This window comes from Burkholderia sp. Bp9016, assembly GCF_003857765.1.
Classification (GTDB): Bacteria; Pseudomonadota; Gammaproteobacteria; order Burkholderiales; family Burkholderiaceae; genus Burkholderia.
Map to the genome: position 1 here is coordinate 48,214 of NZ_QTPY01000011.1, position 24,887 is coordinate 73,100.

A 24,887-nucleotide genomic window follows, 5' to 3' on the forward strand; every position below is an offset into this window, starting at 1 on the left:
AGGTTCACCAGACAGATGAAACCCCGCAACGACATCCGCTTCGCGACGACCGGCCCGGCACTTCGCCGCGCCGCCCGGGCACCGCGCGTGCTGACGGGCATGGCGACGGGGCTGTCCGCCGTCGCTCGCGGACGCCTGCCGTTGCGGCGCGTCGTGCCGTCCGTTGCCGCGCCGGTCACGATTGCCACTGCAATCGCGGCGCAGCCGGCCGGCCGTCATGTGCCGGCTGTCCTGGCCGCTGCGCTCGTGGGTGCAATCGCGGCTCGCAACACGTCAGGCTTCGCGCCAGTGCCAGTCGAGCATCGTCGCCGTGTTCGGGCGCCAGCCGCGCCATCCATCCTGTCGCGCGCCCGGCGCCGACCGTTTTCTTCTGTTCGCCTTACCTTGATGCAGGACCATTCGTCATGACGCAAACCGCTTTCCGTTCCCAGTTGCTGACCTTCAACGACGACCCGGCGCAGTCGAGCCAGGCCGCGAACTACGAGACCGACGGCCTCCTGATCGTCGACGACGGCAAGGTCGTCGCGACCGGCCCGTATACGAAGCTCGCCGCGACGCTCGCGCGCGACGCGATCGTCCACGACCTGCGCGGCAAGCTGATCGTGCCCGGCTTCATCGACACGCACATCCACTATCCGCAGACGGACATGATCGCGTCGCCGGCGCCCGGCCTGCTGCCGTGGCTCGACAAGTACACGTTCCCGACCGAGCGCCAGTTCGGCGATCCGGAACATGCGCGCGAAGTCGCCGATTTCTTCGTCGACGAACTGCTCGCGTGCGGCACGACGAGCGCGCTCGTCTATTGCACCGTGCACAAGCAGTCGGCCGACGCGCTGTTCGCCGCGAGCGACGCGCGCGATCTGCGGATGATCGCGGGCAAGGTGCTGATGGACCGCAACTGCCCCGAGTTCCTGCGCGACACCGCGCAATCGGGCTATGACGACAGCGCCGAGCTGATCGACCGCTGGCATGGCAACGGCCGCCAGATGTACGCGCTTACGCCGCGCTTCGCGCCGACTTCCACCGAAGCGCAGCTCGAGGCGTGCAGCGAACTCGCGCGCCGCCACCCGGACGTGTTCGTGCAGAGTCACGTCGCGGAAAACGTCGATGAAGTGAAATGGGTCGCCGAGCTGTTCCCGGGCCATCGCAGCTATCTCGACATCTACGATCGCTACGGGCTGCTGCGTCCGCGCGCGGTGTACGGCCACTGCATCCACCTCGACGACGAGGACCGCCGCCGGATGGCCGAGACGCGCACCGTCGTCGCACACTGCCCGACGTCGAACTTCTTCCTCGGCAGCGGGCTGTTCGACTTCGACAAGGCTGGCGAATACGACGTGCCGGTCACGCTCGCGACCGACGTCGGCGGCGGCACGTCGTTCTCGATGCTGCAGACGATGAACGAAGCGCACAAGGTCGCGCGACTGTCGGGCCACCACCTGACCGCGACGCGGATGTTCTGGCTCGCGACGGCCGGCGCCGCGCAGGCACTCGATCTCGCCGACACCGTCGGCACGCTCGCACCGCGCACGGAAGCCGACTTCGTCGTGCTCGACCCGCAGGCGACGCCGTTGCTCGCGCGCCGCACCAAGCGCGCGGATTCGCTCGAGGAACTGCTGTTCGCGTTCGCGCTGCTCGGCGACGACCGCGCCGTGTACCGCACGTACGCGGCCGGCCGGCTCGTGCACGAGCGCGGCGCGGCACGCGGCGCCTCCGCGTAACGTCCGTTTGCCCACCCGGCTCCGGCGTACGCTGTCGCGCATGCCGGAGCCGCCGGATTCGCAAGGTGCGGCGCGCACCGTGCTAGAATTCGCCGCTCATTGGGGAGTAGCCGCTCCGCTCGATGTCCCGCGCCCCCGGCGCGCATCGTGACGGAGGCGCCCGTCAACAGACTTGGCCGTTCGGCCATGGCGGACGCAGCCACCGAGGCCTGGCGAGACCGATGGTTCACTGCGCGCCGCTTCAGGGCCCGGCGCGCGGCGGATCGTCGCTCGCACGCACAACATCGGCCCGTGGAACCCCATACGTGTCCCAAGCCTTCCTGATCTCCACCGGCGCCGTCGCCCTCGCTGAAATCGGCGACAAGACCCAACTACTGTCCCTCGTGCTGGCCGCGCGCTATCGCAAGCCCGTGCCGATCATTCTCGGCGTGCTCGTCGCGACGCTCGTCAACCACGGTTTCGCCGGTGCGCTCGGCGAATGGCTCGGCGTCCTCGTCACGCCGTCGATCATGCGCTGGGCACTCGCGTTCTCGTTCATCGCGATGGGGTTGTGGATCCTCGTGCCGGACAAGCTCGATGCAGACGAAGCCAATGCGACACGCTCGCGGCTCGGCGTGTTCGGCGCGACGCTCGTGGCGTTCTTCCTCGCGGAAATGGGCGACAAGACACAGATCGCGACCGTCGCGCTTGCCGCGCGCTTCCAGGATTACATCGGCGTCGTGGCCGGCACGACTTTCGGGATGATGCTCGCGAACGTGCCCGCGATCCTGCTGGGCGACCGTTTTGCGCACCGCCTGCCGACGAAGCTCGTGCACGGCATCGCGGCCGTGCTGTTCGTCGTGCTCGGCGCGCTGGCCTTGTTCGGCGTCGGGATCTGACGCACGCGGGAGCGGCGCGGCCGGGCGGCCGCGCCAATGTCGATATCGAGGTCGCGCGTTACTTCGCGACCGCCGCGCCCGATGCCGGCACGGCCGGCACCGCACGCTCGTTCGCGGCCGGCGGCACCGCCGGCCCGCCGCGCTTGTCGACCGGCAGCCGCACCGTGCGGACCGCGCCGTTCGCCAGCGGGAAATCGGCAAGCGCACTGCGCGCGAGGAACGGCATCGCATACATCAGCGCGCCGTTGTCGCCGGTGGTGCGCGCGGTCACGTTATAGACCTCCTTGCCGGTCGCGCGCTCGGTGATCCGGATGCCGAGCGTGTAGTCGAAGACCTGGTACGTCTGCGCGACGTAGCCGGCCGGCATCGGCCCCCAAGGCCCCCACGGGCCCCACGGCCCGCCTCGCCAGTACGGTCCCGGCCCCACGAACCACGGATCGTAGTAGACCGGTTGCGGCACCGTCACGAGATCGCTGCCGACCCCGTACGTGAGCCCGACCAGATAGCGCGCCTGCGCCGTCGGCACCTGCCGGAACGCATACGCGGACAACTCGTTCGCGACGATCGTCTCGTAGGTCGCCTGCTCGATGCTGTGCTTCTGCGCATCGGTACGCGAGAAGGCATAAGTGCGTGTCGCGTCGCTGCCGCTCCAGTCGGAGAAGGCCGTGACCTGCGTCGTCACGTAGCTCGTGCAGCCCGTCAGCAGCGCCACGCACAGCACCGCCGCCCAGCCCGCACCGCGTTGAATCCATTCGCGTTTCATGTCGATCCTCGTCGATCCGTCACCCGTTCGTCGCACCGTGCGAAGCGCACGGGATGCCGATAATACGCGGACAGCCGGAACCGGTAAAAAGTTCGCCCGGCACGCGGCCGCAAGCCTTTGTACAATGGGCCGACTCGCCCGGCCCGCGTTGCGGGCCCGATCCCCACTCCACCGATCTCGACGACCATGTCCGACAACGCCTCCTCCACCGTGATCCGCCGCGCCGACTACACGCCGCCGGCGTTCCTCATCGATTCCGTCGCACTCGAATTCGATCTCGCACCGGCCCGTACGATCGTCAGGAATACGATGCGCGTGCGCCGCAATCCGGACGCGGCGCCCGCCCCGCATCTGGAACTGCTGGGAGAAGCGCTCGAATTCCTCGGCGCACATCTCGACGGCGCGCCGTACGGCGCGGTGCGTGCGCACGAACACGGGCTGACGGTCGAAAACGTGCCCGATGCGTTCGAGCTGACGCTCGACAGCGCATGCGCGCCGGACCAGAACACGACGCTGTCCGGTCTCTACGTGTCGAGCGGCAACTTCTTCACGCAGTGCGAGGCCGAGGGCTTTCGCCGCATCACCTATTTCCTCGACCGCCCCGACGTGATGGCGTCGTACACCGTCACGCTGCGCGCCGACAAGACCGCGTATCCGGTACTGCTGTCGAACGGCAACCTCGTCGATTCGGGCGAGCTGCCCGACGGCCGCCACTTCGCGAAATGGGAAGACCCGTTCAGGAAGCCGAGCTACCTGTTCGCGCTCGTCGCAGGCAAGCTCGTCGCGATCGAGGAGAGGATCACGACCGGCTCCGGCAAGGAAAAGCTGCTGCAGGTCTGGGTCGAACCGGCCGATCTCGACAAGACCCGTCACGCGATGGATTCGCTGATCCACTCGATCCGCTGGGACGAAAAGCGCTTCGGCCTCGAGCTCGATCTCGACCGCTTCATGATCGTCGCGGTCGGCGACTTCAACATGGGCGCGATGGAGAACAAGGGGCTCAACATCTTCAACACGAAATACGTGCTGGCGAACCCCGAGACCGCGACCGACACCGACTTCGCGAACATCGAATCGGTGGTCGGCCACGAGTACTTCCACAACTGGACCGGCAATCGCGTGACCTGCCGCGACTGGTTCCAGCTGAGCCTGAAGGAAGGCCTGACGGTATTCCGCGACCAGGAATTCTCGGCCGACATGGCCGCGGGCGACGCCGTCGAATCGGCGGCCCGCGCGGTCAAGCGCATCGAGGACGTGCGCGTGCTGCGCCAACTGCAGTTCGCCGAGGACGCGGGCCCGATGGCGCACCCGGTGCGCCCGGAAAGCTACGTCGAGATCAACAACTTCTACACGATGACCGTCTATGAGAAAGGCTCGGAAGTCGTGCGGATGTACCAGACGCTGTTCGGCCGCGACGGGTTCCGCAAGGGAATGGACCTGTACTTCCAGCGCCATGACGGCCATGCGGTGACCTGCGACGACTTCCGCCACGCGATGGCCGACGCGAACGGGCGCGACCTCGCGCAGTTCGAGCGCTGGTACAGCCAGGCCGGCACGCCGCGCGTGTCGGTACGCACCGCGTACGACGCAGCCGCGCGCCGCTACACGGTCACGCTCGCGCAAGGCTACGGCGATGCGTCGGCCGCCGCGCGCGAGACCCAGCAGGGGCCGCTCCTGATTCCGTTCGCGATCGGCCTGATCGGTCGCGACGGCCGCGACCTGCCGTTGCAGCTCGACGGCGAAGCGGCCGCGACGGGCACGACACGCGTGCTCGACTTCACCGATGCCGAGCAGACATTCACGTTCGTCGATGTGCCGGAGCAGCCGCTGCCGTCGCTGCTGCGCAATTTCTCCGCGCCGGTGATCGTCGAGTACGACTACAGCGACGACGACCTCGCGTTCCTGCTCGCGCACGACAGCGACCCGTTCAACCGCTGGGAGGCAGGCCAGCGGCTCGCGACGCGCGCGCTGCTGACGCTCGCCGCGCGCGCCGCCGCGAACGAACCGCTCAGGCTCGGCGAGAACTTCGTCGCAGCGTTCCGCCGCGTGCTGACCGACGCGAGCCTGTCGCCCGCGTTCCGCGAACTCGCGCTGACGCTGCCGTCGGAAACCTACCTGGCCGACCAGATGGCCGAGGCCGATCCGGCCGCCGTGCACCGCGCACGCCAGTTCGTGCGCCGTCAGCTCGCGACCGCGCTGCGCGCCGAGTGGCTCGCCGCGTACGAGAATCACCAGACGCCGGGAGCCTACGAGCCGACCCCCGAAGCATCCGGCCGCCGCGGGCTGAAGAACCTCGCGCTGGCGTATCTCGCCGAACTCGAGGATCCGGCCGACGCCGTGCGCACCGCGACCGCTCAGTACGACGACGCAAACAACATGACCGATCGCGCAGCCGCGCTCGGCGCGCTGCTGTCGGCTGCGGCCTCGGGGGCGAACGATGCGGCCGAACGTGCGCTGGACGACTTCTACCGCCGCTTCGAGAAGGAAGCGCTCGTGATCGACAAGTGGTTCGCGATGCAGGCCGCCCAGCGCGGCACGCCCGCCCGGCCGACGCTCGCGAAGGTCCGCAAGCTGATGGCGCATCCCGCGTTCAACCTGAAGAACCCGAACCGCGCACGCTCGCTGATCTTCAGCTTCTGCGCGGCGAACCCCGCGCAATTCCACGCGGCAGACGGCTCCGGTTACGCATTCTGGGCCGAACAGGTGCTCGCGCTCGACGCGATCAACCCGCAGGTCGCCGCGCGCCTCGCACGCTCGCTCGAACTGTGGCGCCGCTTCACGCCGGCGCTGCGCGACCGGATGCGCGCAGCGCTCGAGCAGGTCGCCGCCGGTGCGAAATCGCGCGACGTGCGCGAGATCGTCGAGAAAGCACTCGCGTAACGCGCACTGTCGGATCGCGCTTGTGCGCGACGAAGCCGGCGCCGCCCCGTTGCGGCGCCGGTTTTTTTATTGCTTGAATGATTGCGTGAGCGCGGGCGGGGTCGGAGCCGTACACCGCTTCAGCCCCCCGGATTTCCCGCCGCCGCAGCGCGCATCCGCCGCGTCATCCCCGCCGAATCCCGACAGATTCGGCCGCCCGGCGGTGTAACGGGACGAAAAAAGCCGGCGAGTCGGGAAGCACGACAGGTAAAATTGCGGCAATTCAAGGATTTTTGGCCTTTCGGAGTCAGTCATGTCCATTGCCCGCCGCACCACGCTGTCCAAGTTCCTGATCGAACAGCAACGTGAGACCAACAACCTCCCCGCCGACCTGCGCCTCTTGATCGAAGTCGTCGCCCGCGCGTGCAAGGCAATCAGCTACAACGTGTCGAAGGGCGCGCTCGGCGATGCGCTGGGCACCGCCGGCAGCGAAAACGTCCAGGGCGAAGTGCAGAAGAAGCTCGACATCCTGTCAAACGAGATCCTGCTCGACGCGAACGAATGGGGCGGCAACCTCGCCGCGATGGCCTCGGAGGAAATGGAAACGTTCTTCCCAATCCCGGCGAACTACCCGCGCGGCGAATACCTGCTCGTGTTCGATCCGCTCGACGGCTCGTCGAACATCGACGTGAACGTGTCGATCGGCACGATCTTCTCGGTGCTGCGCTGCCCGGACGGCAAGCAGGCTACCGAGGAATCGTTCCTGCAGCCCGGCACGGAGCAGGTCGCGGCCGGCTACGCGGTGTACGGCCCGCAAACCGTGTTCGTGCTGACGACCGGCAACGGCGTGAACTGCTTCACGCTCGACCGCGAAGTCGGCTCGTGGGTGCTCACCCAGAGCAACATGCAGATCCCGGCCGATACGCGCGAATACGCGATCAACGCCTCGAACGCACGCCACTGGTACGAGCCGGTCCAGCGCTACGTCGACGAACTGAATGCCGGCAAGGACGGTCCGCGCGGCGACAACTTCAACATGCGTTGGATCGCATCGATGGTTGCCGACGTGCACCGGATCCTGAACCGCGGCGGCATCTTCATGTACCCGGCCGACAAGCGCACGCCCGATCGTCCGGGCAAGCTGCGCCTGATGTACGAAGCGAATCCGATGTCGTTCATCGTCGAACAGGCTGGCGGCGCCGCGACAACGGGCTCGCAGCGGATCATGGAAGTGCAGCCGACCGGCCTGCATCAGCGCGTGCCGGTATTCCTCGGTTCGAAGAACGAAGTCGAGCGTGTGACCGGCTATCACACCGACAGCAAATAAATTTGCACTGCAGCACTAGACGAAGGTGCGAGACATCAGTAGAATCGCGCCTTCGCGATGTGGCCCTGACCGGTTGCATCGCAGTGAAGTGAAAGCGGGAAGTCTGCCGGATCGATGGTTTCGCGAAGCAGTGGCAGCAAGCTGAAAAAATTTCGCAAAACCTATTGCCTAGATCTCGGATTTGACCATATAATTTCATTTCTCTGCTGCCGGTGTAGCTCAGTTGGTAGAGCAGCGCATTCGTAATGCGAAGGTCGTAGGTTCGACTCCTATCTCCGGCACCAAGATATAAAGGCCTGACAAGTGATGCTTGTCAGGCCTTTTCTCTTTCCGATCACGTTTCCGGCTGCGATTTCCGTCACCCGAAATCACGCGCCCGACCTCTCCCCGCCGACACCGCTTGCGGGCATCTCCCGACTCACGCGCCGCGCACCGCCGATTACAATCGCCGGATCACCCGCCCTTCCCGTACATCATGCGCATCTGGCGCCTCGAGCGACCGAACCTCAGCGGGCAACTGGATGTATCCCGCGCGACCGGTCTCGTCGCCGCGATCGGCGGCAGCGAGCCGAATGCGTTCGCCGGCGAAGTTCTGAAGCTGTTCGACGATGCGCTGTCCATCACGCAGTGCACGATCTTCGCGTACGAGTTCGGCAATCGGCCGCGCACGATGTCGGTCGCCGATCATCGCGGCGGCCGCTACCTGCGCGATGTCGCCGACACCTATGCACGACATTTCTACGCGCTCGACGGCAATCAGAAGATCGTATCGGCAGCACACCGCGGCACGCATCGCCGCGACGTGCTGCTGCATCAGCAGGCCGGCGACGAAATCGGCCACGACGCATATCGCGCGGCCTGCTATCGCGGCCCCGACGTCTCCGATCGTCTCGCGCTGCTGATGCAGCCGAACGACTCCACCTGGCTGTCGATCAACCTGTATCGCGCGCATCGAAGCGGCGCATTCCAGCCGCGCGAGATCGCGGCCATCGAAACGCTCGCGCCGCTGATCGCGCAGGCCGCCCAGCATCACTACACGCTCGCCGGTTCAGCGCAGATCGGCATCCCGCAACTGATGCTCGCGCGATTGCGCGCCGCATGCCCGGCGCTGTCCAAGCGCGAACTCGACGTGCTGCGCGGCGTACTCGAAGGCCAGACCGCGCACGAGATCGGCGAGACGATCGGCGTGAAGGCATCGAGCGTCGTCACCTACCAGAAGCGAGCGTACCGGCGCCTCGGCATTTCGAGCCAGCGCCAGTTGTTTGCGCTGTGCCTGCAACCCTGAACGCGGGCCGCCGGTCCTGACCGTATCGGGGTAAATCCCGGCCTGCCGACTGCCGTTCGCTGTACCCGGAATGGGGACAGCCGAGCTGGGCGCGACTTCCATACTGCATCGACCTGCCGCACGCATCGCGTGATTGCGTGCGCGTTCGATATCACTGCAACCCGGAAGCCAACGATGGGCACCGAATTCAAGCCATACCCGTTCGTCACCGAACGCTACCCTGCGCATCTGCCAGCCTGCAGCGACGGCGTCGATACACAACGACACCGCGTCGCGATCGTCGGCGGCGGCCCGGTCGGGCTCGCCGTCGCGCTCGGCCTCGCGAACCACGGCATTCGCAGCGTACTGCTCGAAGCCGACGATTCGGTCTGCCACGGCAGCCGCGCGATCTGCATTTCGCGACGCAGCCTCGAGATCATCGAGCGGCTCGGTGCGCTCGACGACTTCCTGCGCGTCGGGCTGCCGTGGACCGGCGGGCGCAGCTTCTACCGCCGCGACGAAGTGCTGCATTTCACGATGCCGCAGGACGAGAACCAGAAGCTGCCGCCGATGGTGAATCTCGCTCAATATCACATCGAGCAGTTCCTGCTCGATGCCGCGCTGCGCCACCCCGAGTTCATCGAGATCCGCTGGCAGACGAAGGTCGCGGGCGTGACGCAGTATCCGGACGGCGTGCGTCTGGACGTCGATACGCCGCTCGGCAGCTACGCGCTCGACGCCGACTGGATCGTCGCGAGCGACGGCGGACGCAGCACGATGCGCGATGCGCTTGGCCTGTCGTTTCGCGGCACGAGCTACGAAGGCCGCTACGTGATCGTCGACATCGCGCTCGACAGCGACCGGCCGACCGAACGGCTCGCGTACTTCGACCCGGCGTCGAACCCCGGCTCGACGGTGCTCGTCCACAAGCAGCCCGACAACGTATGGCGAATCGACTACCAGTTACGCGACGACGAGGATCCCGAAGCCGCGGTGAAACCCGAGAACGTGATCCCGCGCGTGCAGAACCTGCTCGATATGATGGGCGAGCGCGGCGACTGGTCGCCGATCTGGATCACGATCTACAAGGCGAACGCACTGACGCTCGAGCGCTACCGGCACGATCGCGTGCTGTTCTGCGGCGACGCCGCGCATCTGGTGCCGATCTTCGGCGTGCGCGGCGCGAATTCGGGCATCGACGACGCCGACAACGTCGCGTGGAAACTGGCCTTCGTGATCCGCGGCCTCGCGTCGGACGCGCTGCTCGACAGCTATTCGGACGAACGCGTGTTCGCGACGCACGAGAACCTGCGCTACGGCACGAAAAGCACCGAGTTCATGGCGCCGCCGTCGTTCGCGTTCGACCTGATGCGCAAGGCCGTGCTGACGCTCGCGGTCCGGCATCCCGCGTTGCGTTCGCTGATCAATCCGCGCCAGACGTCGGCAATCGCGTATGCCGCGTCGCCGCTCAATGCGCGCGAGCGCGATGCGTTTTCGGCCGGGCCGGCACCGGGCACGGCACTCGCGGAATGCCCGCTGATGCTGCGGGCATCGCAAAACGACGAAGTAACCCCCGGCCACCTGACCGATCTCGTCGGTCCGCGTTTCACCGCGCTCTGCTTTACGTCCGACGGCGCGCCCAGCACATCTCTCGTCGACCTCGAACGGCGCCTGCGGGACGCCGGACTACCGTTTGCGCTCGTCACGCTCGCGCGGCGCGCGGCACCACAACACCGCGCGTGCCTCGGCTACGACGCCGACGGCCGACTGTTCGACCTGTACGGCGCACGCGCGGGCACCGTCTATCTCGTCCGGCCGGACGGCCACGTACTCGGCCGCTGGCACGATGCACGCGCCGACGACCTGAGCGATGCACTCGTACGCGCGCTCCACCCCCACGCATCGCCCGACCATCAGGAAAACGCATGATGACCGATACGGAACGCGATACCCTCTATACCGATCTGTGCCGCGCGATGACGCGCATCGGCGAAACCGACGCGTCGCTCTTTCTTGCCCGCTTTGCACTGCTCGCGATCGAAACGATCGGCGACGCCGCGACCGTCGCCCGACTGATCGACGAGGCCGGCGACGGCCTGCCCGATGCCGGCGAACCGGCGCCGACGCCCGGACGATGACGCGCGGCGCAATCGCACCGCTTCCGCCGCTCGTTCATTACAAATTCATTTCACCGCGCACCGTCTGCGCACGTACCGCACCGTAGGCAGACGAATCCCCTGGAAAAACCGGTTAAGCGTGCATAACATTACTTAACGATTCCGACCCGTCTATCGCGTTACATTGCGTGGGCGGCGCGGCAGTCGCAATGCCGCCCTCGAGTAGCTTGCGGCGAAACAGCCGACGTCCGGTCATTTCGACTCAACAAAGGAGAGGATCACCATGACTCATGGCTTGATTATGTGGCTCATCATCGGCGCAATCGCCGGCTGGCTGGCTGGCGTGCTCGTCAAAGGCGGCGGGTTCGGCCTGATCGTCGACATCATCGTCGGTATCGTCGGCGCGGTGATCGGCGGCTGGCTGGCCGGGCTGCTCGGCATCAGCATCGGCAGCGGCTTCATCGGCTCGGTGATCGTCGCGGTCATCGGCGCCGTGATCCTGCTGTTCGTGATCCGGCTATTCAGGCGAGCGGCCTGACGATCTTCTCACGCGCCTTCGGGCGCGTTCCTGCATCGACGCGGCGCACGGCATCCCCCGCGCGCCGCGGTCCGTTTCAGCGGCGCTTGCCGCGCTGCAGCCAGCCGTCGAGCACTTCAGTCGTCAGCAAGCCGCTGCGCGCATCACGTGCGTCATCGCGTCCGATCCACACGGTACGCGGCATCTCCCCTCGCCATCCCGCATCGAGCGCCGCGCGCAAGCGCTCGGGCATCGGTTCCGCATTCGCATACTGCGCGACCTGCGGCGGCAGGTTCATTTGTGCCAGCGCCTGCGCGATCGCGACGCCGTTGTCGTCGTACGCGTCCATCGCCACCATCGCGAGTTGCACGTCCGGATGCCGGCGCTGCCATGCGACGAGGTGCACGGCGTTCTCGCGGCAGTAACCGCAATCGAGCGACCAGATTTCGACCGCGAGCGGCCGTTCGTGCGCGCTCGCATAAAGCTTCGCCACGTCGGCCGCATGCAGCGGCTGCAGTTCGCCGGCCCATGCCGGCACGCTGGCAAATACCGCGCAGAGCAATGCAATCAGCCGTTTCATTGCGCGTCCTCCACGGGAATCAGCCGATAGCCGTCGTTGCGGGTACGCCACGACAGGTAGATGCGCCCGGCATCATCGAGCAGTTGCGGATTGTCGCTCGCACCCGCCGTCGCGGCGATCACGCGCGGCGCCGACCAGTGCTCGCCGCGATCGTCCGAGCGGCGCAGCTTGATCTGCATCGTTTCGCCGTCGAATGCCTTCCACGCAAGCCAGACGACATCGCCGTGCGCGACGAGCGCCGCGTGCGACGCCTGCTCGGCCGGCACCGCGGGATTCTCGCCGAACGTCCACGGGGTGCCGAGCGGCCGGTCGTCGGCGCCGATGCGCGAATAGAATACGTCGGCGCGACCGTCGACGACGCCGAACCACGCAAGATGGCGCGTACCGTCCGGCGTGATCGCGAGTGCCGGCCCGTGCTCGGGGCACGCCTCGACATGCCAGTTCGAGAACGTCGCACGGACGGGCACGACGGGCGCCGATGCCGACACCGGCAACACCGCCAGCGCATGATCGCGAATCTGCCCCGGGAATACGTTGCGCCACGCGGCTTCGATATGTCCGGCCGGATCGATCGCCATCGCGATGCGGCAGCATTCGCAGGTATGGTCGGTCACCTTGCGCTCGGGCTCGAACGACGCACCGCCGTCGCGCGACACCGCGTAATACACGGCCGCGCCTTCGTAGGCCTGCCCCGCCGCCTTCGCCGCGACGAGATCGCGCTTGTCGATCCACGCGATCGCGATGTTGCCGGCCGGGTCGACCGTCATCATGTCGAAACGGTGCGTGATCGCCTGCCGGTCGTGATGGACGGTGACGGGCACGCTCCAGGTCGCGCCGCCGTCGAGCGAACGCGAGAAGCGCACCATGCCGGTGTATGGCGCATCGAGCGGCATCGACCACGATATGTATACCGCGCGACCATCCGGGCTCGTTGCGACCTTCGGCCGATTCTCCGCGCTCGTATAGATCGGCTCCGGCATCGCGTTGACGATCACCGGCGCGGACAACGTCCGGCCCGCATCGTCGGAATGCGCGACGACGACGTGCGCGCCTTCGACCCATGCGACCCACAGCCGATGCCGCGCGTCGAACGCGGCACCGGTCGCGAGCGGCTGCTTCTGTTGCGCCGGGGCTGCCTGCATGCTCATGTGCAAGGCATGCGGATCGGCTGTCTTCGGCGCATCGTGCGCGCCGGCGGGCGACAGCGCCGCGAACCACAGCGCCCAGCCCGCCGCGAAAGATTTCACAGCGCCCATTTCAATTCTCCATAGAAAGTGCGGCCCGGATACGGGTGGAACACGTAGTAGCGGCGGTCCGTCAGGTTGTCGATGCCGACCGACGCGGTCCAGTGGCGGTCGAACCGGTAGCGCGCCTTCAGGTCCACGATCGTGAAGACGCTCGTGCCGCCGTAGACGTCCGGATTCACGTCGCTGTTGTCGAGGGTGTTGAACTGGCGGCCCGAATAGCGGACGCCGACGCTCGCGAGCCAGTGCTCGTCGAAGCGGTACGACGCGAGCAGGTTCGCGCGCATGCGCGGGATGCGCGGAAAGCGCGAGCCGACATACGCCGGGTTCGCGGCGTCGGCAAGGATCTGCGCATTGGTCGCCGATACGTTCGCGTCGATATCGAGCCCGCGCAGCCCGACGTTCCGGCCGCTGAAGGCGAGTTCGACGCCGCGCGCGCGCACCCGGTCGACGTTCGAGATATTGGTGACGCTCGATGCGCCCGACACTGTCGTCTGGCTGTAGATCGAGTCGCGCAGATCGCTCTGGAACACGCTCGCGCGCACGACGCCCACGCCCACGTCGCGCTCGGCCGTGAAGTCCCAGTCGATCGCCTTCTCGGGCCGCAGGTTCGGATTGTTGTTGACGATCGCGTTGTTGGAGATCGTGCCCTGGAACAGTTCCCCGACCGTCGGGAAGCGCGTGCCGGTCGCGAACGACAGCCGAAAACGCCACACGTCCGTCGCATCCCATTGCACCGCGACCTTCGGCGACAGCGCGTTCGCGCCGCGATCCGCATAGCCGAGGGTGCCGCCCGCGTTGCCGAGCGCGCCGCCGTATGCATCCCAGCGCTCGTAGCGCAGGCCGAGCATCGCGAGCCAGCCGGGCGCGAATCGCCACGCATCCTGCGCGAACAGCGCCTGCGTGCGCGTGTCGCCCTGATACACGTTCGCGACCGACGTGGTCGGCCCGGCCAGCCAGTCGGCCGTGTTGTACGTGACGTTGCGCAGGAAATAGTTGTCGTAGTGATAGCCGAACGTGAAGGTATGGCCCTTCACTTCCGGCGCCTCGGCCTTCAGGTCGAGCGTGCGCCAGCCCGTGCCGTCGCCCTGGAACAGCGTACCCGCGCCGCCCTGCACGGTCGACGCCGCGCGCAGCACGTCGCGCGACACGTCGTATGCCGACACCATGCCCGACAGCCGCCACCCCGAGTCGAGCCGGCCGTTCAGACCGAGCGCGTACAGCCAGTTCTCCTGGTCGCCTTGCTGCGGCGCGAACGCGCTCGGCGCGACGGTCATGTTCTGACCGCCGATCGACACGTTGCCGCCGTAGACGGGATTGCCGGCCGCATCGCGCAGGAAGGTTTCACCGTGCTGCCGGTAATGGTTCTCCCAATGCCCGAGCGTCAGCGTCGCGTCGACGTGATCGGTGAACGCATAGCCCATCCGGACCGTCTCGTTGAGCTGCTCGGTCCGCTCGATGGTCTGCGCGCCGACGATCGTGCGCGGCTTGCCGTTCGGTCCGATGTCGGTCGCGGCGCCCGTCACGGGCACCGCGGCGCCGAGCTTCGGGTTGTATGCGGAATTGGGGCTCGCATACTGCATCGGCTGGCTGTCGTTCTCCAGCCTGTCGAGCGACAGCGAAAACCAGAATTTGCCGATACGGTTCGCGACCCGGGCAGTCTGGTGGTTGCCGCCGAAGCTGTCCGCGACCCCGTAGCCGTCGTGGTAGCGCTGCGTGAAGAACTGCGTCGACAGCGACGCCTCGAGTTTTTCGGGGCGACGCGTCGTCAGCAGCACGGTCGAGCCGATCGCGTTGCCGGGATACAGCGCGGAAAAGGGGCCGTAAAGCACGTCGACGCGCGCGATATCGTCGGGGGAAATCAGCGACCAGCGCGGCGGATACGCGTAGCTCGAGCCGAGCAGGTTCGACAGCAGCAGGCCATCGGCGTAGACGAGCCCGCGCGCGCTCTGCAATTCGTTGAAGTCGCGGCCAGCGAACACGCTGTTGCGGTCGCCGATGTAGCGCTTGCGGACCATCAGGTTCGGTACGTACTTCAGCGCGTCCTCAGTGGTGACGTTGGTATGCGCGTCGATCTGCTCGCGCGTGATCGACTCGACGACGGCCGGCGTATTCGGATCGACGGGTTGCCGCTGGGCGGTCACGCTGACCGCGGTCAGCGTGTCTCCCGTCGGTGCGGGTGCAGCCGTGGCGACGGTGTCGGCACTGCGGGCCTGCTTGCCGGCGCCACCCGGCGCCGGATCGGACGACGCGCCGTCGATCGAGGCCGCTTGTGCAGCCGGCCAGACAAAAGCGGCCGCGCATGCAAATACGAGCCGACCGCGCGACGGCCGCGCGGCGAAGGTATACGACATGGATGAATCCCTGAAAACGTGACCAGGCGACGCCGGACGCGAGTCGACGCCCCGCGCACGGACGGCGCGGCGCGCGGATCGGGCCGCGGGCCGCACGCACGCCACTAGAGCGCGCGGACGATATCAATCAGATCGGGACGTTTTCAGGCGGGCCGCGCGGCTGCGCGAGACAGATGCCCTTGCGCGGGAAGTCGGGGACGGCCGGCGCGGCCGCCCGATAGGCGAACGCGCGCACGAAGCCCGGCAGTGCGGGCAGGCTCGTACCGAGCGCGACGTTCGCCGCGAAGCCGGGGCAGTACACGCAGTGCGGCACGCCGGCATGATCGAACGGCGACGTGCCGTGATCGCTGCCGGACTGGGCCAGCACGACCTGGCGGGCGCCGGTCGCACTGCACAGGTCGAGCGTGAGCTCGCCGGAACCGCTCGACGCGAGACGCGCGTAGCCGACGACGGGCGACAGTACGTTCAGTACCAGCGCCAGCCATACGAGGCCGATCCATCGCGTCGTTCGTTTCATCGCGGTCCAGGAAAAAAGTGCGCGCAAGTATAACAAGCGACCGATTGTTGCCGATTCTGCCGAGTGCAATAGTCGGCATTGCACGGCGTGCAGCAGCGCATGTGCCGTTAATACAACAGAGACAAAATCTAACGATTCGCCACTGGCATAAATCCAAGGCCGAGGTTGATAATCATTGAACCTGCTGGAGAAATGACCATGGACGAAAGACCAACTCGCATGCCCCCGCCCGAGCAAGTGATGAGCCCGGATCCGGAACCCGTCGGCGTGGAATTCCTCGCCGAATTGCCCGAGCACGTCCGGGCATTCTTCGACGAGCAGCACAAGCTGTACTCGCCGAAGTGAACCTACGTTCCGTTCTGTAACCGCCACGTGTCGATCGATATCGTGCGGTTCATCGCTGCGTTTTCGGCGCAGATCACATCGCACCCGGGTTGCAACGACCTGACGGTGCCGGATCAGCTCGCCCGCTGATTCTTCTGTCGCGACGCTCCGCCGCGCGACTGTCTTCGTCTATCCTTCTCGTTTTACCCCTCGGGCCTTCCCGGCTCTCCCGACCGTACCGATGAAGCAAGCCATTCGTGCCAGCCTCGCTGTCGCCGCGCTCGGCGTCGCCCTCTTCTCGTCCCCGCACGTCGCCCATGCGGACGGCGACGACACCGCACTCACCAACCTCGTCGCACTCGCATCGCAGCGGCTCGCGCTTGCCGAGCCGGTCGCGCGATGGAAATGGGCAAATCATAAGGCAATCGAGGACCGGCCGCGCGAAGCGGCATTGCTGTCATCGGTGGAAAAGCGTGCAGGACAGAGCGGCGTGGATCCGGCGTTCGCACGGACGTTCTTCGAGGACCAGATCGCCGCGAGCAAGGAGGTGCAGGACGCGCTGTTCGCAACGTGGCGCGCGACACGACCGCCCGAAGGCACGCCGCCCGACCTCGCGACCAGCACGCGGCCGGCGCTCGACCAGCTGACGCAGAAGATGCTGGCGGGCCTCGCGCAGGTCGCGCCGCTGCGCGACGCACCCGATTGCCAGGCACGGCTCGCGCGCAGCATCGCGAACTGGAAAACGCTCACCCGCTACGACTCGACCAAGACGCAGGCGCTCGGCACCGCGCTGTCGCACGTGTGCGCCGGCGGCGGCGCCAGCGCGATCGGCTGACGACGCTCGACCACGGCACCGCAGTGCGCAGCGCTCAGTCGGCAGGCGTGAGCGTCGCGAGCGGAATCAGTTGCAGGCCGCGCGCGAGTTGGGTCTGCAGCAGACGATGAGTATGGGGCTCGAACGGGCCGTCCGCGCCCTCGGCCACCAGTTGCACGGCCGCATCGAGCGATTCGGCCACGCCAAGGTAGCGCCAGCCGTCTATCACATGAAAGAAACGACGCTCGCCGCTCGCTTCGAATGCAACCGGGCCGTCGAACGGCCAGGGCGCATTGCCCGCCCGGCCGGCGTCCGTCGCCGGCCGACGGTTGAACGACGGCCGCAGCCGTGCGATCCACTGCGCTTCGGCGAGCATCGCACCCAGCTCGTTGCCGGTCTCGCGCCACTCGACGCGGCGCACCTGCTGCGCCAGCCGCATTTCCTTCGACGACCGCCGCTCGCCCGTGAGCAGCGCACGCAGGCGCTGGCGCACGCGCACGCTGCGGCCGACGTAAAGCGCCGCGTCGCCCTCTCCGAACAACGCATACGCGCCGCATCCGGCCGGCGCGGTATCGAGCCACGCTTCGGTCAGGTCGCCGCCGAGGCGGAAGTGGCGTGTCGTGCGCGCGATCTGGTCGCGCAGACGCTCGAGCGGCACGATCTCGTGCAACTGCCGCCAGAACTGCCACAGGAGATCGGCGTCGGCGAGTGCCCGGTGCCGTGCGGCGGGAACGAGGCCGTGCCGTTCGATCAGCGCATCGAGCCCGTGCCGCGACTCGCGCGGAAACAGCGCGCGCGACAACCGCACCGTGCACAGCACGTCGGGATTGAACGCAATGCCCACGCGCTCGAATTCCGCGCGCAGGAAGCCGCGATCGAAGCTTGCGTTGTGCGCGACGAACAGCTTGCCGTCGAGCCGCTCGAACAGTGCGGGTGCGAGTGAGGCGAACGACGGGGCGTCGCGCACCATCTCGTCCGAAATACCCGTCAACTGCTGGATGAACGGCGGAATCGACTGCCCGGGATTGACGAGGGTTGTCCACGTCGATACGCCGAGCGGCCCGATTTCGACCACGCCGATTTCGGTAATGCGGTGCTCGGCGGACGAGCCACCGGTGGTTTCAAGATCGACGAAGACGAGCGGCTGTTCGCTGGCGGGATCGGACGGACGGAAATCGGACATGAAAAGACAGGAAAACGATGCTTCCATGAGTATGCACCGGCATGCGGGTTCGCGACCAGCACGAACCGGGCACCGGGCGGCCAGCCGGCCGGATTCCTCTCTGCAAAAGCAAAAAGCCCCCGCGATGCGGGGGCCGGATGTGTCGACAATGCGTGGCGCGTCAGACCGCCTGGATATTCGCTGCCTGCTTGCCTTTCGGCCCGACTTTCACATCGAAGGAAACACGCTGGTTTTCCTTCAGCGTTTTGAAACCTTCCATCCGGATTTCGGAGAAGTGCGCAAACAAATCTTCGCCGCCATTGTCGGACGTAATAAAACCGAAACCTTTAGCATCGTTAAACCATTTTACGATACCGGTATCCATACCTTCGTTCCCCACTCGTTTAGATCAAAAAAAGCTACCGTTTATAGCCGCTTCCCGCAATCCCGCATCATCGCGCCGATACCCCCACCAGCGCTCCGCACGGGGACGGAGTGCTGACTTTATAAATTGGACAATCCGGATGCGTCAAGAAAATTTTTGGCGACGGCTTTATCAAAAAAACATCAATTCGACCGGAATCGGTACACCGTCGTCTTTTATTAATTGATTCGCATCGAAAACCTGTCAATGTTACCGGGATCAGATCGTAGATAATCAGGGGCGTGAAAAACCTACCGGGGACAAATCGATTCGGTAAAATCCTCGGGTTTTTTCCGGGTTGCGGAAAACGTGGGACGTTGCGATGCTGATGCAATGCTGACAGAAGGAGACGGTCATGTGGCTGGACGCAATCAAGCGCTTCGCGAGCCGGCTTGGGCGCGTACGTCGCAAGTCCCGCGCGCTGGCCGAGTCCGCACGTGAAGCGCCGTGCGACACCGAGTTCGATCCGACCTGGCATGGCGACCACTGGCAGAACCTGCTCGCGTCGCCGCTGGATGCGCGCCACTACGTGATGGAAGACTGGACGTACACGCCGCTGCAGGCCGACTCCGACGATACGGAGCCGACCGCCAAGCGCAAGCGGCGCTCATACGCGCAGTAGGAACCGGAACGGCGGGGCAAAAAAAAAGCGCGACTGGGAAGTCGCGCCGACAAAGGTTTGGAGATCTTTTCCGTCAACGAAAAAGTCTGCTTCGGAAAGCAGAGATCGCAGTATAGCGAGAGAACATCCTTTCATTATCCATGGCTCGCACAAACCTCTATTGCCGATGTGTCAATAATCGGACCAGCGCTATTTGCGCCCGGTCGTGATCGCTTGTCGCGATCGCGCAACGTGCGCGACGCACGCCTGATTGCCATTTCCTCTTGCCGCATCACCGCAAAGCCTTGACCGGCAAGGCTTTCGGCGCTCCCACCGATTCTTGCGCGATTCAAAATACAGTATTGCCCGAAGCGATTTTCGTCTGCGTTCCGCGCGATCCGTACACTGCAAATGAATATCCGACAAGGGCAGCCGACCCCTGCGCATCCGGCTTCGCCAGGCTGCGCCGGCGCCAATGCCCGCAGCAGGCTCGATCGACATCATCCTGTTTGGAGACAGATCATGAAGAAGACCCTGATCGTCACCGCATTGGCGGGCGTGTGCGCCACCGCCGCGCATGCGCAAAGCAGCGTCACGCTGTACGGCCTGATCGACGCGGGCATCACCTATACGAACAACCAGGGTGGTCACAGTGCGTGGCAGGAGACGAGCGGCTCGATCAACGGCAGCCGATGGGGCCTGCGCGGCACCGAGGATCTCGGCGGCGGCCTGAAGGCGATCTTCACGCTGGAAAACGGCTTCGGCATCAACAACGGCACCCTCAAGCAGAACGGCCGCGAGTTCGGCCGCCAGGCGTTCGTCGGCCTTGCGCATGACAGCTACGGCTCGCTCACGCTCGGGCGCCAATACGACAGCGTCGTCGACTTCCTAGGCCCGCTGTCGCTGACCGGCACCCAGTACGGCGGCACGCAGTTCGCGCATCCGTTCGACAACGACAACCTGAACAACTCGTTCCGGATCAACAACGCAGTCAAGTACCAGAGCGCGAACTACGGCGGCCTGAAGTTCGGCGCGCTGTACGGCTTCTCGAACTCGAGCGACTTCTCGAACAACCGGGCGTACAGCGTTGGCGCATCGTACAGCTTCATGGGCTTCAACGTCGCGGCCGCGTACATGCAGTTGAACAACGACATCAACTCGCTGGCGCTCGCGACCAGCGATCCCGGCGCGGTGGCCGGCGACTGGACGTTCGCCGCGAGCCGTCAGCGCACGTGGGGCGCCGGCTTCAATTACGCGTTCGGGCCCGCGACGGCCGGATTCGTGTTCACGCAGACGCGGCTGTCCGATTCGTCCGGCATCAGCGCCGGACAATCCGGGGTGTCGAACGGCATCCCGCTCGTCGGCGGCACGCGCTTCAACAACTACGAAATCAACGGCCGCTACGCGCTGACGCCGGCGTTCTCGCTGGCAAGCTCGTACACGTACACCGACAGCCGCCTCGACGGCCAGACACCGAGCTGGCACCAGTTCAACCTGCAAGCCGACTACGCGCTGTCGAAGCGCACCGACCTGTACCTGCAGGGCGAATACCAGCGGGTGAATGCGGACGGCCTCGCGATCGGCGCGAACATCAACGGGCTCGGCACCGCATCGTCGACCAACAAGCAGATCGCCGTCACGGCCGGCATGCGCCACCGCTTCTGAACGATCGCCGCAACCGTTCGGCCTGGACCGCCATGGCGAAGCGCCCTGCCCGGGGCGCTTTTCGTTTCTATGACGCGATGCGCCCCGGCACCGTTATGCCGACCGTACGCTCAGGCGTCGCTTCGCGCGGGATAGCGAACGTCGAGCACGTCGATCGGCTGCGGCCCCGCCGGCGTCATCAGCGTGACGGTGTCGCCGATCTTCGCCTTGATGAGCGCGCGCGCAACCGGCGAAATCCAGCTGACGCAACCGCGATCGAGATCGACCTCGTCGATCCCGACGATCGTGATCGTGTGATCTTCACCATCGGGCGTCGCGTAATCGACGGTCGCGCCGAAGAACACCTGGTCGACGCTCTCCTGCCGGCTCGCGTCGACGACTTCGGCGAGATCGAGCCGCTTCGTCAGGAAGCGGATGCGGCGGTCAATCTCGCGAAGCCGCCGCTTGCCATAGATGTAGTCGCCGTTCTCCGACCGGTCGCCATTCGACGCAGCCCATGACACGAGCCGCACGACCTCGGGACGCTCGACGTCGATGAGGTTCAGCAGTTCGTCCCTGAGCCGCTTGTGACCAGCCGGCGTGATGTAGTTCTTCGCGCCCGCGGGAATCGCGGGCTGACTCGGGTCCAGATCGTCGTCGTCGCCGTCCGACTCTTTGACAAACGCCTTGTTCATGATGCAGATTCAATACATGGATGACTGATGCTTCAAGGGTACACGAAGGCAGCCCCGCAGGATCAGGTGACATATTTTGCGAATAAGGCTTCCTTTTTTATACAACCCTGCTATACTTCCGCTTCTGCGTGCGGCTGTAGCTCAGTTGGATAGAGTACTTGGCTACGAACCAAGGGGTCGTGGGTTCGAATCCTGCCAGCCGCGCCACTTTTTTCGAGGGCCTTCCGAACCGAAGGCCCTTTCAGTTCAAAGCAGTAGAAGTTTTGTTGTTGCGTGCGGCTGTAGCTCAGTTGGATAGAGTACTTGGCTACGAACCAAGGGGTCGTGGGTTCGAATCCTGCCAGCCGCGCCACTTTTTTCGAGGGCCTTCCGAACCGAAGGCCCTTTCAGTTCAAAGCAGTAGAAGTTTTGTTGTTGCGTGCGGCTGTAGCTCAGTTGGATAGAGTACTTGGCTACGAACCAAGGGGTCGTGGGTTCGAATCCTGCCAGCCGCGCCACCTCAGAAGGGCCTTCCTCCGGGAAGGCCCTTTTTTCTTTTCTCCCCCCTTTTCCTGCCCGCTCACTGCCGCCTCCCGCTCGACGCAACGGACTGCCGCGGCACGAATCCACTTCATCGCATATCACAGACGAAAACGGCGACCCGTGGCCGCCGTTGTCTTCCGCTGCAACGCTTCGCGTCGCGTCAGTAATCCTGCCGCTCCCGCTCGATGCGCATGCCGCCGTCGTGACGCGCATGCACGCTGTCGTCGGTCGACCGCTCGCGCATGATCCGCATCACGTCCGGATTGGTCCGTACGCGCCGCATCACGTTCGCCAGATGCACGCGATCGCTGACCTGGATCACGAAGCGCAGCACCGTCGATTCGTGCGTCAGGTCTTCGTCCATCGCGATATGCACGATGTTCGCGTCGGCCGACGTGATGTCCGCCGCGACACGCGCGAAGATGCCCTTCGTGTTCTTCACCAGCGCCTTCACGGTGACGTCGAACAAACGGCCCGGCTGCGGCGCCCACTCGACGTCGATCCAACGCCCCGGATCGCGGCGATGGATACGCTGCGCGACACGGCAATCGGTCGTATGAATCGCCATCCCGAGGCCGATGCCGATATAGCCCATGATCGCGTCGCCCGGAATCGGCCGGCAGCATGCCGACAGCTGCACGGACATCCCTTCCGTGCCGGTAATGACGACCGGCGGCGCATTGTGCGCAGGATGGCGCTCGGACTTCGGCAGGTCGTCGTCCGCATCGCGACCGCTCATCAGCACCTCGATGCGCTTGGCCATCACTGCGGCGACGCGACGGCCGAGGCCGATGTCCGCGAAGATTTCCTGGCGGCTCTTGTTGCCCGTCCACTGCACGAGCTTTTCCCACACTTCCGGCGCGACATCGGCCAGCGCGAGCCCGTAACCCTTCAGGCTCTGGTCGACGAGCCGCTCGCCGAGCTGCACGGACTCGTTCAGGCGCATCGTCTTCAGGTAGTGACGAATCGCCGAGCGCGCCTTGCCGGTACGCACGAACCCGAGCCATGCCGGGTTCGGCTTCGAATACGGCGCGGTAATCACCTCGACGATATCGCCGCTCTTCAACTCGGTACGAAGCGGCAGCAACTCGTTGTTGATCTTCACCGCGACGCACTGGTTGCCGAGATCGCTGTGGATCGAATACGCGAAATCGAGTGCCGTCGCACCGCGCGGCAGCGCCATGATCTTCGACTTCGGCGTGAACACGTAGACCGCATCCGGAAACAGGTCGATCTTCACGTGCTCGAGGAATTCGCTCGAATCGCCGGCTTCGCTCTGGATATCGAGCAGCGACTTCAGCCACTGGTGTGCGCGCTTCTGCACGTCGTTCAGATCCGCACCACCGTTCTTGTACAGCCAGTGCGCGGCCACGCCAGCCTCGGCGATCTCGTGCATCTTGCGCGTGCGCACCTGGAATTCGATCGGCGCGCCGAACGGGCCGACGAGCGTAGTGTGCAGCGACTGATAGCCGTTGATCTTCGGGATCGCGATGTAGTCCTTGAACTTGCCCGGCACGGGCTTGTACAGCGCGTGCAGCGCGCCGATGCACGTATAGCAGTCGAGCGGGCTCTCGACGACGACGCGAAAGCCATACACGTCGAGCACCTGCGAGAACGACAACTGCTTGTCGCGCATCTTGCGATAGATGCTGTAGATCGTCTTTTCGCGACCGGTGATCTCGGCGCCGATCTTCGCGTCGGTCATCGCGCGCTGCGCGGCCTCGAGGATCTTGCTGATCACTTCGCGGCGGTTGCCGCGTGCGGCCTTCACGGCCTTCTCGAGCGTCGCGTAACGATGCGGGTTGAAATTCGCGAAGCTCATGTCCTGCAACTCGCGATACGTGTTGTTCAACCCGAGGCGGTGCGCGATCGGCGCATAGATGTCGAGCGTCTCGCGCGCGACGCGGCGGCGCTTCTCCATCGGCACCGCACCGAGCGTGCGCATGTTGTGCAGGCGGTCGGCGAGCTTGACGAGGATGACGCGCACGTCGCGTGCCATCGCAAGCAGCATCTTGCGGAAGTTCTCCGCCTGCGCTTCCTCGCGACTGCGGAACTCCATCTTGTCGAGCTTCGACAGGCCGTCGACCAGTTCGGCGACCTTCGGGCCGAACCGTTCGGCCAGCTCGCTCTTGGTCACCCCCTGGTCTTCCATCACGTCGTGCAGCAGCGCGGCCATCACGGCTTGCGCGTCGAGCTTCCAGCCGGCGCAGATTTCCGCGACGGCGACGGGATGGGTGATGTAGGGTTCGCCGCTCTGGCGATATTGACCGAGGTGGGCTTCGTCGCTGAAGTGGAACGCCGCCTTGACCTCTTTGATTTCTTCCGGAGGGAGATACTCGGCAAGCGCGGTCGTCAGTTTCGCGATCGAAACGACGCCGTGCTTGCGCGGCTGCTCCGGCGTGGCGGTCGGCCCGAACAGATGCCGGAAGGACTGTTCGAGGACCGCGTCGATGTACTGGCGCGCAGGCGACTGGGCCGTGGCTTCGGTGGTCGAATCCGCGGAGGCGGACGATGGGGTGGTGCTCATATTCGCCTCCAGGTCGAGTCGTTGCGCGCGTGG

22 protein-coding genes, 4 tRNA genes and 1 riboswitch are annotated in these 24,887 nt (G+C 65.6%); of the genes, 17 read left to right on the forward strand and 9 right to left on the reverse strand.

Going from position 1 to position 24,887, the window contains the following annotated elements; all coding sequences use genetic code 11:
* Window positions 1-15 precede the first annotated feature (15 nt).
* The 3 genes from DIE13_RS15170 to DIE13_RS15185 all read left to right on the forward strand — a co-directional run bounded on the left by DIE13_RS15170 (window position 16) and on the right by DIE13_RS15185 (window position 2,599).
* Window positions 16-408, forward strand: a complete 393-nt coding sequence (locus DIE13_RS15170; protein ID WP_124827951.1) for a hypothetical protein — start codon at window positions 16-18, stop codon at window positions 406-408.
* On the forward strand, window positions 405-1,721 hold the full coding sequence (gene guaD, locus DIE13_RS15175) for a guanine deaminase (protein WP_124827952.1): 1,317 nt from the start codon (window positions 405-407) through the stop codon (window positions 1,719-1,721). Before DIE13_RS15170 ends, guaD begins: the two co-directional genes overlap by 4 nt.
* Window positions 1,722-1,810: 89 nt before the next feature.
* Window positions 1,811-1,948: riboswitch (yybP-ykoY riboswitch) on the forward strand.
* Window positions 1,949-2,026: 78 nt separating this feature from the next.
* A complete protein-coding gene (locus DIE13_RS15185) occupies window positions 2,027-2,599 on the forward strand; it encodes a TMEM165/GDT1 family protein (RefSeq protein ID WP_098549432.1) in 573 nt (190 codons plus the stop codon).
* 58 nt (window positions 2,600-2,657) lie between these two features.
* Here DIE13_RS15185 and DIE13_RS15190 read toward each other — a convergent pair whose 3' ends face one another.
* Window positions 2,658-3,362, reverse strand: a complete 705-nt coding sequence (locus DIE13_RS15190; RefSeq protein WP_124827953.1) for a DUF4136 domain-containing protein — start codon at window positions 3,360-3,362, stop codon at window positions 2,658-2,660.
* Window positions 3,363-3,548: 186 nt separating this feature from the next.
* Between DIE13_RS15190 and pepN the strand changes: the two genes are divergently transcribed.
* The 7 genes from pepN (at window position 3,549) to DIE13_RS15230 (ending at window position 11,467) form a co-directional block, all read left to right on the forward strand.
* Window positions 3,549-6,242 carry an aminopeptidase N gene (pepN, locus tag DIE13_RS15200; protein ID WP_124827955.1) on the forward strand — a complete coding sequence of 898 codons (2,694 nt, stop codon included), beginning with the start codon at window positions 3,549-3,551 and terminating at the stop codon, window positions 6,240-6,242.
* A gap of 292 nt (window positions 6,243-6,534) precedes the next feature.
* Complete coding sequence (locus tag DIE13_RS15205; RefSeq protein ID WP_124827956.1) at window positions 6,535-7,548, forward strand: class 1 fructose-bisphosphatase; 1,014 nt, start codon at window positions 6,535-6,537, stop codon at window positions 7,546-7,548.
* A 208-nt stretch (window positions 7,549-7,756) separates the two neighbouring features.
* Window positions 7,757-7,832 (forward strand) — tRNA-Thr (locus DIE13_RS15210).
* Between the two features lie 191 nt (window positions 7,833-8,023).
* A complete protein-coding gene (locus DIE13_RS15215) occupies window positions 8,024-8,833 on the forward strand; it encodes a helix-turn-helix transcriptional regulator (protein ID WP_124827957.1) in 810 nt (269 codons plus the stop codon).
* Window positions 8,834-9,007: 174 nt separating this feature from the next.
* Window positions 9,008-10,741, forward strand: coding sequence for an FAD-dependent oxidoreductase (locus DIE13_RS15220; protein ID WP_124827958.1), 1,734 nt, complete (start codon window positions 9,008-9,010; stop codon window positions 10,739-10,741).
* A complete protein-coding gene (locus DIE13_RS15225) occupies window positions 10,738-10,950 on the forward strand; it encodes a hypothetical protein (protein WP_124827959.1) in 213 nt (70 codons plus the stop codon). The genes DIE13_RS15220 and DIE13_RS15225 overlap by 4 nt, the downstream gene beginning before the upstream one ends.
* A gap of 262 nt (window positions 10,951-11,212) precedes the next feature.
* Window positions 11,213-11,467 (forward strand): GlsB/YeaQ/YmgE family stress response membrane protein, encoded by a 255-nt coding sequence (locus DIE13_RS15230; protein ID WP_069256054.1) that lies wholly within the window; start codon window positions 11,213-11,215, stop codon window positions 11,465-11,467.
* Between the two features lie 76 nt (window positions 11,468-11,543).
* Here the strand turns inward: DIE13_RS15230 and DIE13_RS15235 are convergent, their stop codons facing one another.
* From DIE13_RS15235 to DIE13_RS15250, 4 genes are all read right to left on the reverse strand, one after another.
* A complete protein-coding gene (locus tag DIE13_RS15235; protein ID WP_124827960.1) occupies window positions 11,544-12,026 on the reverse strand; it encodes a TlpA family protein disulfide reductase in 483 nt (160 codons plus the stop codon).
* The gene (locus DIE13_RS15240) at window positions 12,023-13,282 is read right to left on the reverse strand and encodes a sialidase family protein (RefSeq protein ID WP_124827961.1); all 1,260 of its coding nucleotides are present in this window, start codon (window positions 13,280-13,282) and stop codon (window positions 12,023-12,025) included. Before DIE13_RS15240 ends, DIE13_RS15235 begins: the two co-directional genes overlap by 4 nt.
* The gene (locus tag DIE13_RS15245; RefSeq protein WP_124827962.1) at window positions 13,270-15,624 is read right to left on the reverse strand and encodes a TonB-dependent receptor; all 2,355 of its coding nucleotides are present in this window, start codon (window positions 15,622-15,624) and stop codon (window positions 13,270-13,272) included. Before DIE13_RS15245 ends, DIE13_RS15240 begins: the two co-directional genes overlap by 13 nt.
* 127 nt (window positions 15,625-15,751) lie before the next feature.
* Window positions 15,752-16,141, reverse strand: coding sequence for a DUF2946 domain-containing protein (locus DIE13_RS15250; protein WP_124827963.1), 390 nt, complete (start codon window positions 16,139-16,141; stop codon window positions 15,752-15,754).
* A 198-nt stretch (window positions 16,142-16,339) separates the two neighbouring features.
* On the opposite strand from DIE13_RS15250, the gene DIE13_RS32910 reads away from it, so the two are divergent.
* Window positions 16,340-16,486 (forward strand): hypothetical protein, encoded by a 147-nt coding sequence (locus DIE13_RS32910; protein WP_009690993.1) that lies wholly within the window; start codon window positions 16,340-16,342, stop codon window positions 16,484-16,486.
* Between the two features lie 220 nt (window positions 16,487-16,706).
* Window positions 16,707-17,300 carry a chorismate mutase gene (locus DIE13_RS15255; protein ID WP_124827964.1) on the forward strand — a complete coding sequence of 198 codons (594 nt, stop codon included), beginning with the start codon at window positions 16,707-16,709 and terminating at the stop codon, window positions 17,298-17,300.
* Window positions 17,301-17,334: 34 nt separating this feature from the next.
* On the opposite strand, the gene DIE13_RS15260 is transcribed toward DIE13_RS15255, so the two are convergent.
* Both DIE13_RS15260 and DIE13_RS15265 read right to left on the reverse strand, forming a co-directional pair.
* On the reverse strand, window positions 17,335-18,462 hold the full coding sequence (locus DIE13_RS15260; RefSeq protein ID WP_124827965.1) for an exonuclease domain-containing protein: 1,128 nt from the start codon (window positions 18,460-18,462) through the stop codon (window positions 17,335-17,337).
* 160 nt (window positions 18,463-18,622) lie between these two features.
* Window positions 18,623-18,826, reverse strand: coding sequence for a cold-shock protein (locus tag DIE13_RS15265; RefSeq protein WP_059499959.1), 204 nt, complete (start codon window positions 18,824-18,826; stop codon window positions 18,623-18,625).
* A 394-nt stretch (window positions 18,827-19,220) separates the two neighbouring features.
* Between DIE13_RS15265 and DIE13_RS15270 the strand changes: the two genes are divergently transcribed.
* Both DIE13_RS15270 and DIE13_RS15275 read left to right on the forward strand, forming a co-directional pair.
* Window positions 19,221-19,487, forward strand: coding sequence for a hypothetical protein (locus tag DIE13_RS15270; protein WP_124827966.1), 267 nt, complete (start codon window positions 19,221-19,223; stop codon window positions 19,485-19,487).
* A gap of 501 nt (window positions 19,488-19,988) precedes the next feature.
* Window positions 19,989-21,131, forward strand: coding sequence for a porin (locus tag DIE13_RS15275; RefSeq protein WP_124827967.1), 1,143 nt, complete (start codon window positions 19,989-19,991; stop codon window positions 21,129-21,131).
* A gap of 110 nt (window positions 21,132-21,241) precedes the next feature.
* Here DIE13_RS15275 and greB read toward each other — a convergent pair whose 3' ends face one another.
* Window positions 21,242-21,805, reverse strand: coding sequence for a transcription elongation factor GreB (gene greB / locus DIE13_RS15280; protein WP_124827968.1), 564 nt, complete (start codon window positions 21,803-21,805; stop codon window positions 21,242-21,244).
* 130 nt (window positions 21,806-21,935) lie between these two features.
* Between greB and DIE13_RS15285 the strand changes: the two genes are divergently transcribed.
* The 3 genes from DIE13_RS15285 to DIE13_RS15295 all read left to right on the forward strand — a co-directional run bounded on the left by DIE13_RS15285 (window position 21,936) and on the right by DIE13_RS15295 (window position 22,302).
* Window positions 21,936-22,012 (forward strand) — tRNA-Arg (locus DIE13_RS15285).
* Window positions 22,013-22,080: 68 nt separating this feature from the next.
* Window positions 22,081-22,157 (forward strand) — tRNA-Arg (locus DIE13_RS15290).
* A gap of 68 nt (window positions 22,158-22,225) precedes the next feature.
* Window positions 22,226-22,302, forward strand: a tRNA-Arg gene (locus DIE13_RS15295).
* Window positions 22,303-22,487: 185 nt separating this feature from the next.
* Here DIE13_RS15295 and DIE13_RS15300 read toward each other — a convergent pair.
* On the reverse strand, window positions 22,488-24,854 hold the full coding sequence (locus tag DIE13_RS15300; protein ID WP_124827969.1) for a bifunctional (p)ppGpp synthetase/guanosine-3',5'-bis(diphosphate) 3'-pyrophosphohydrolase: 2,367 nt from the start codon (window positions 24,852-24,854) through the stop codon (window positions 22,488-22,490).
* Window positions 24,855-24,887: the final 33 nt, after the last annotated feature.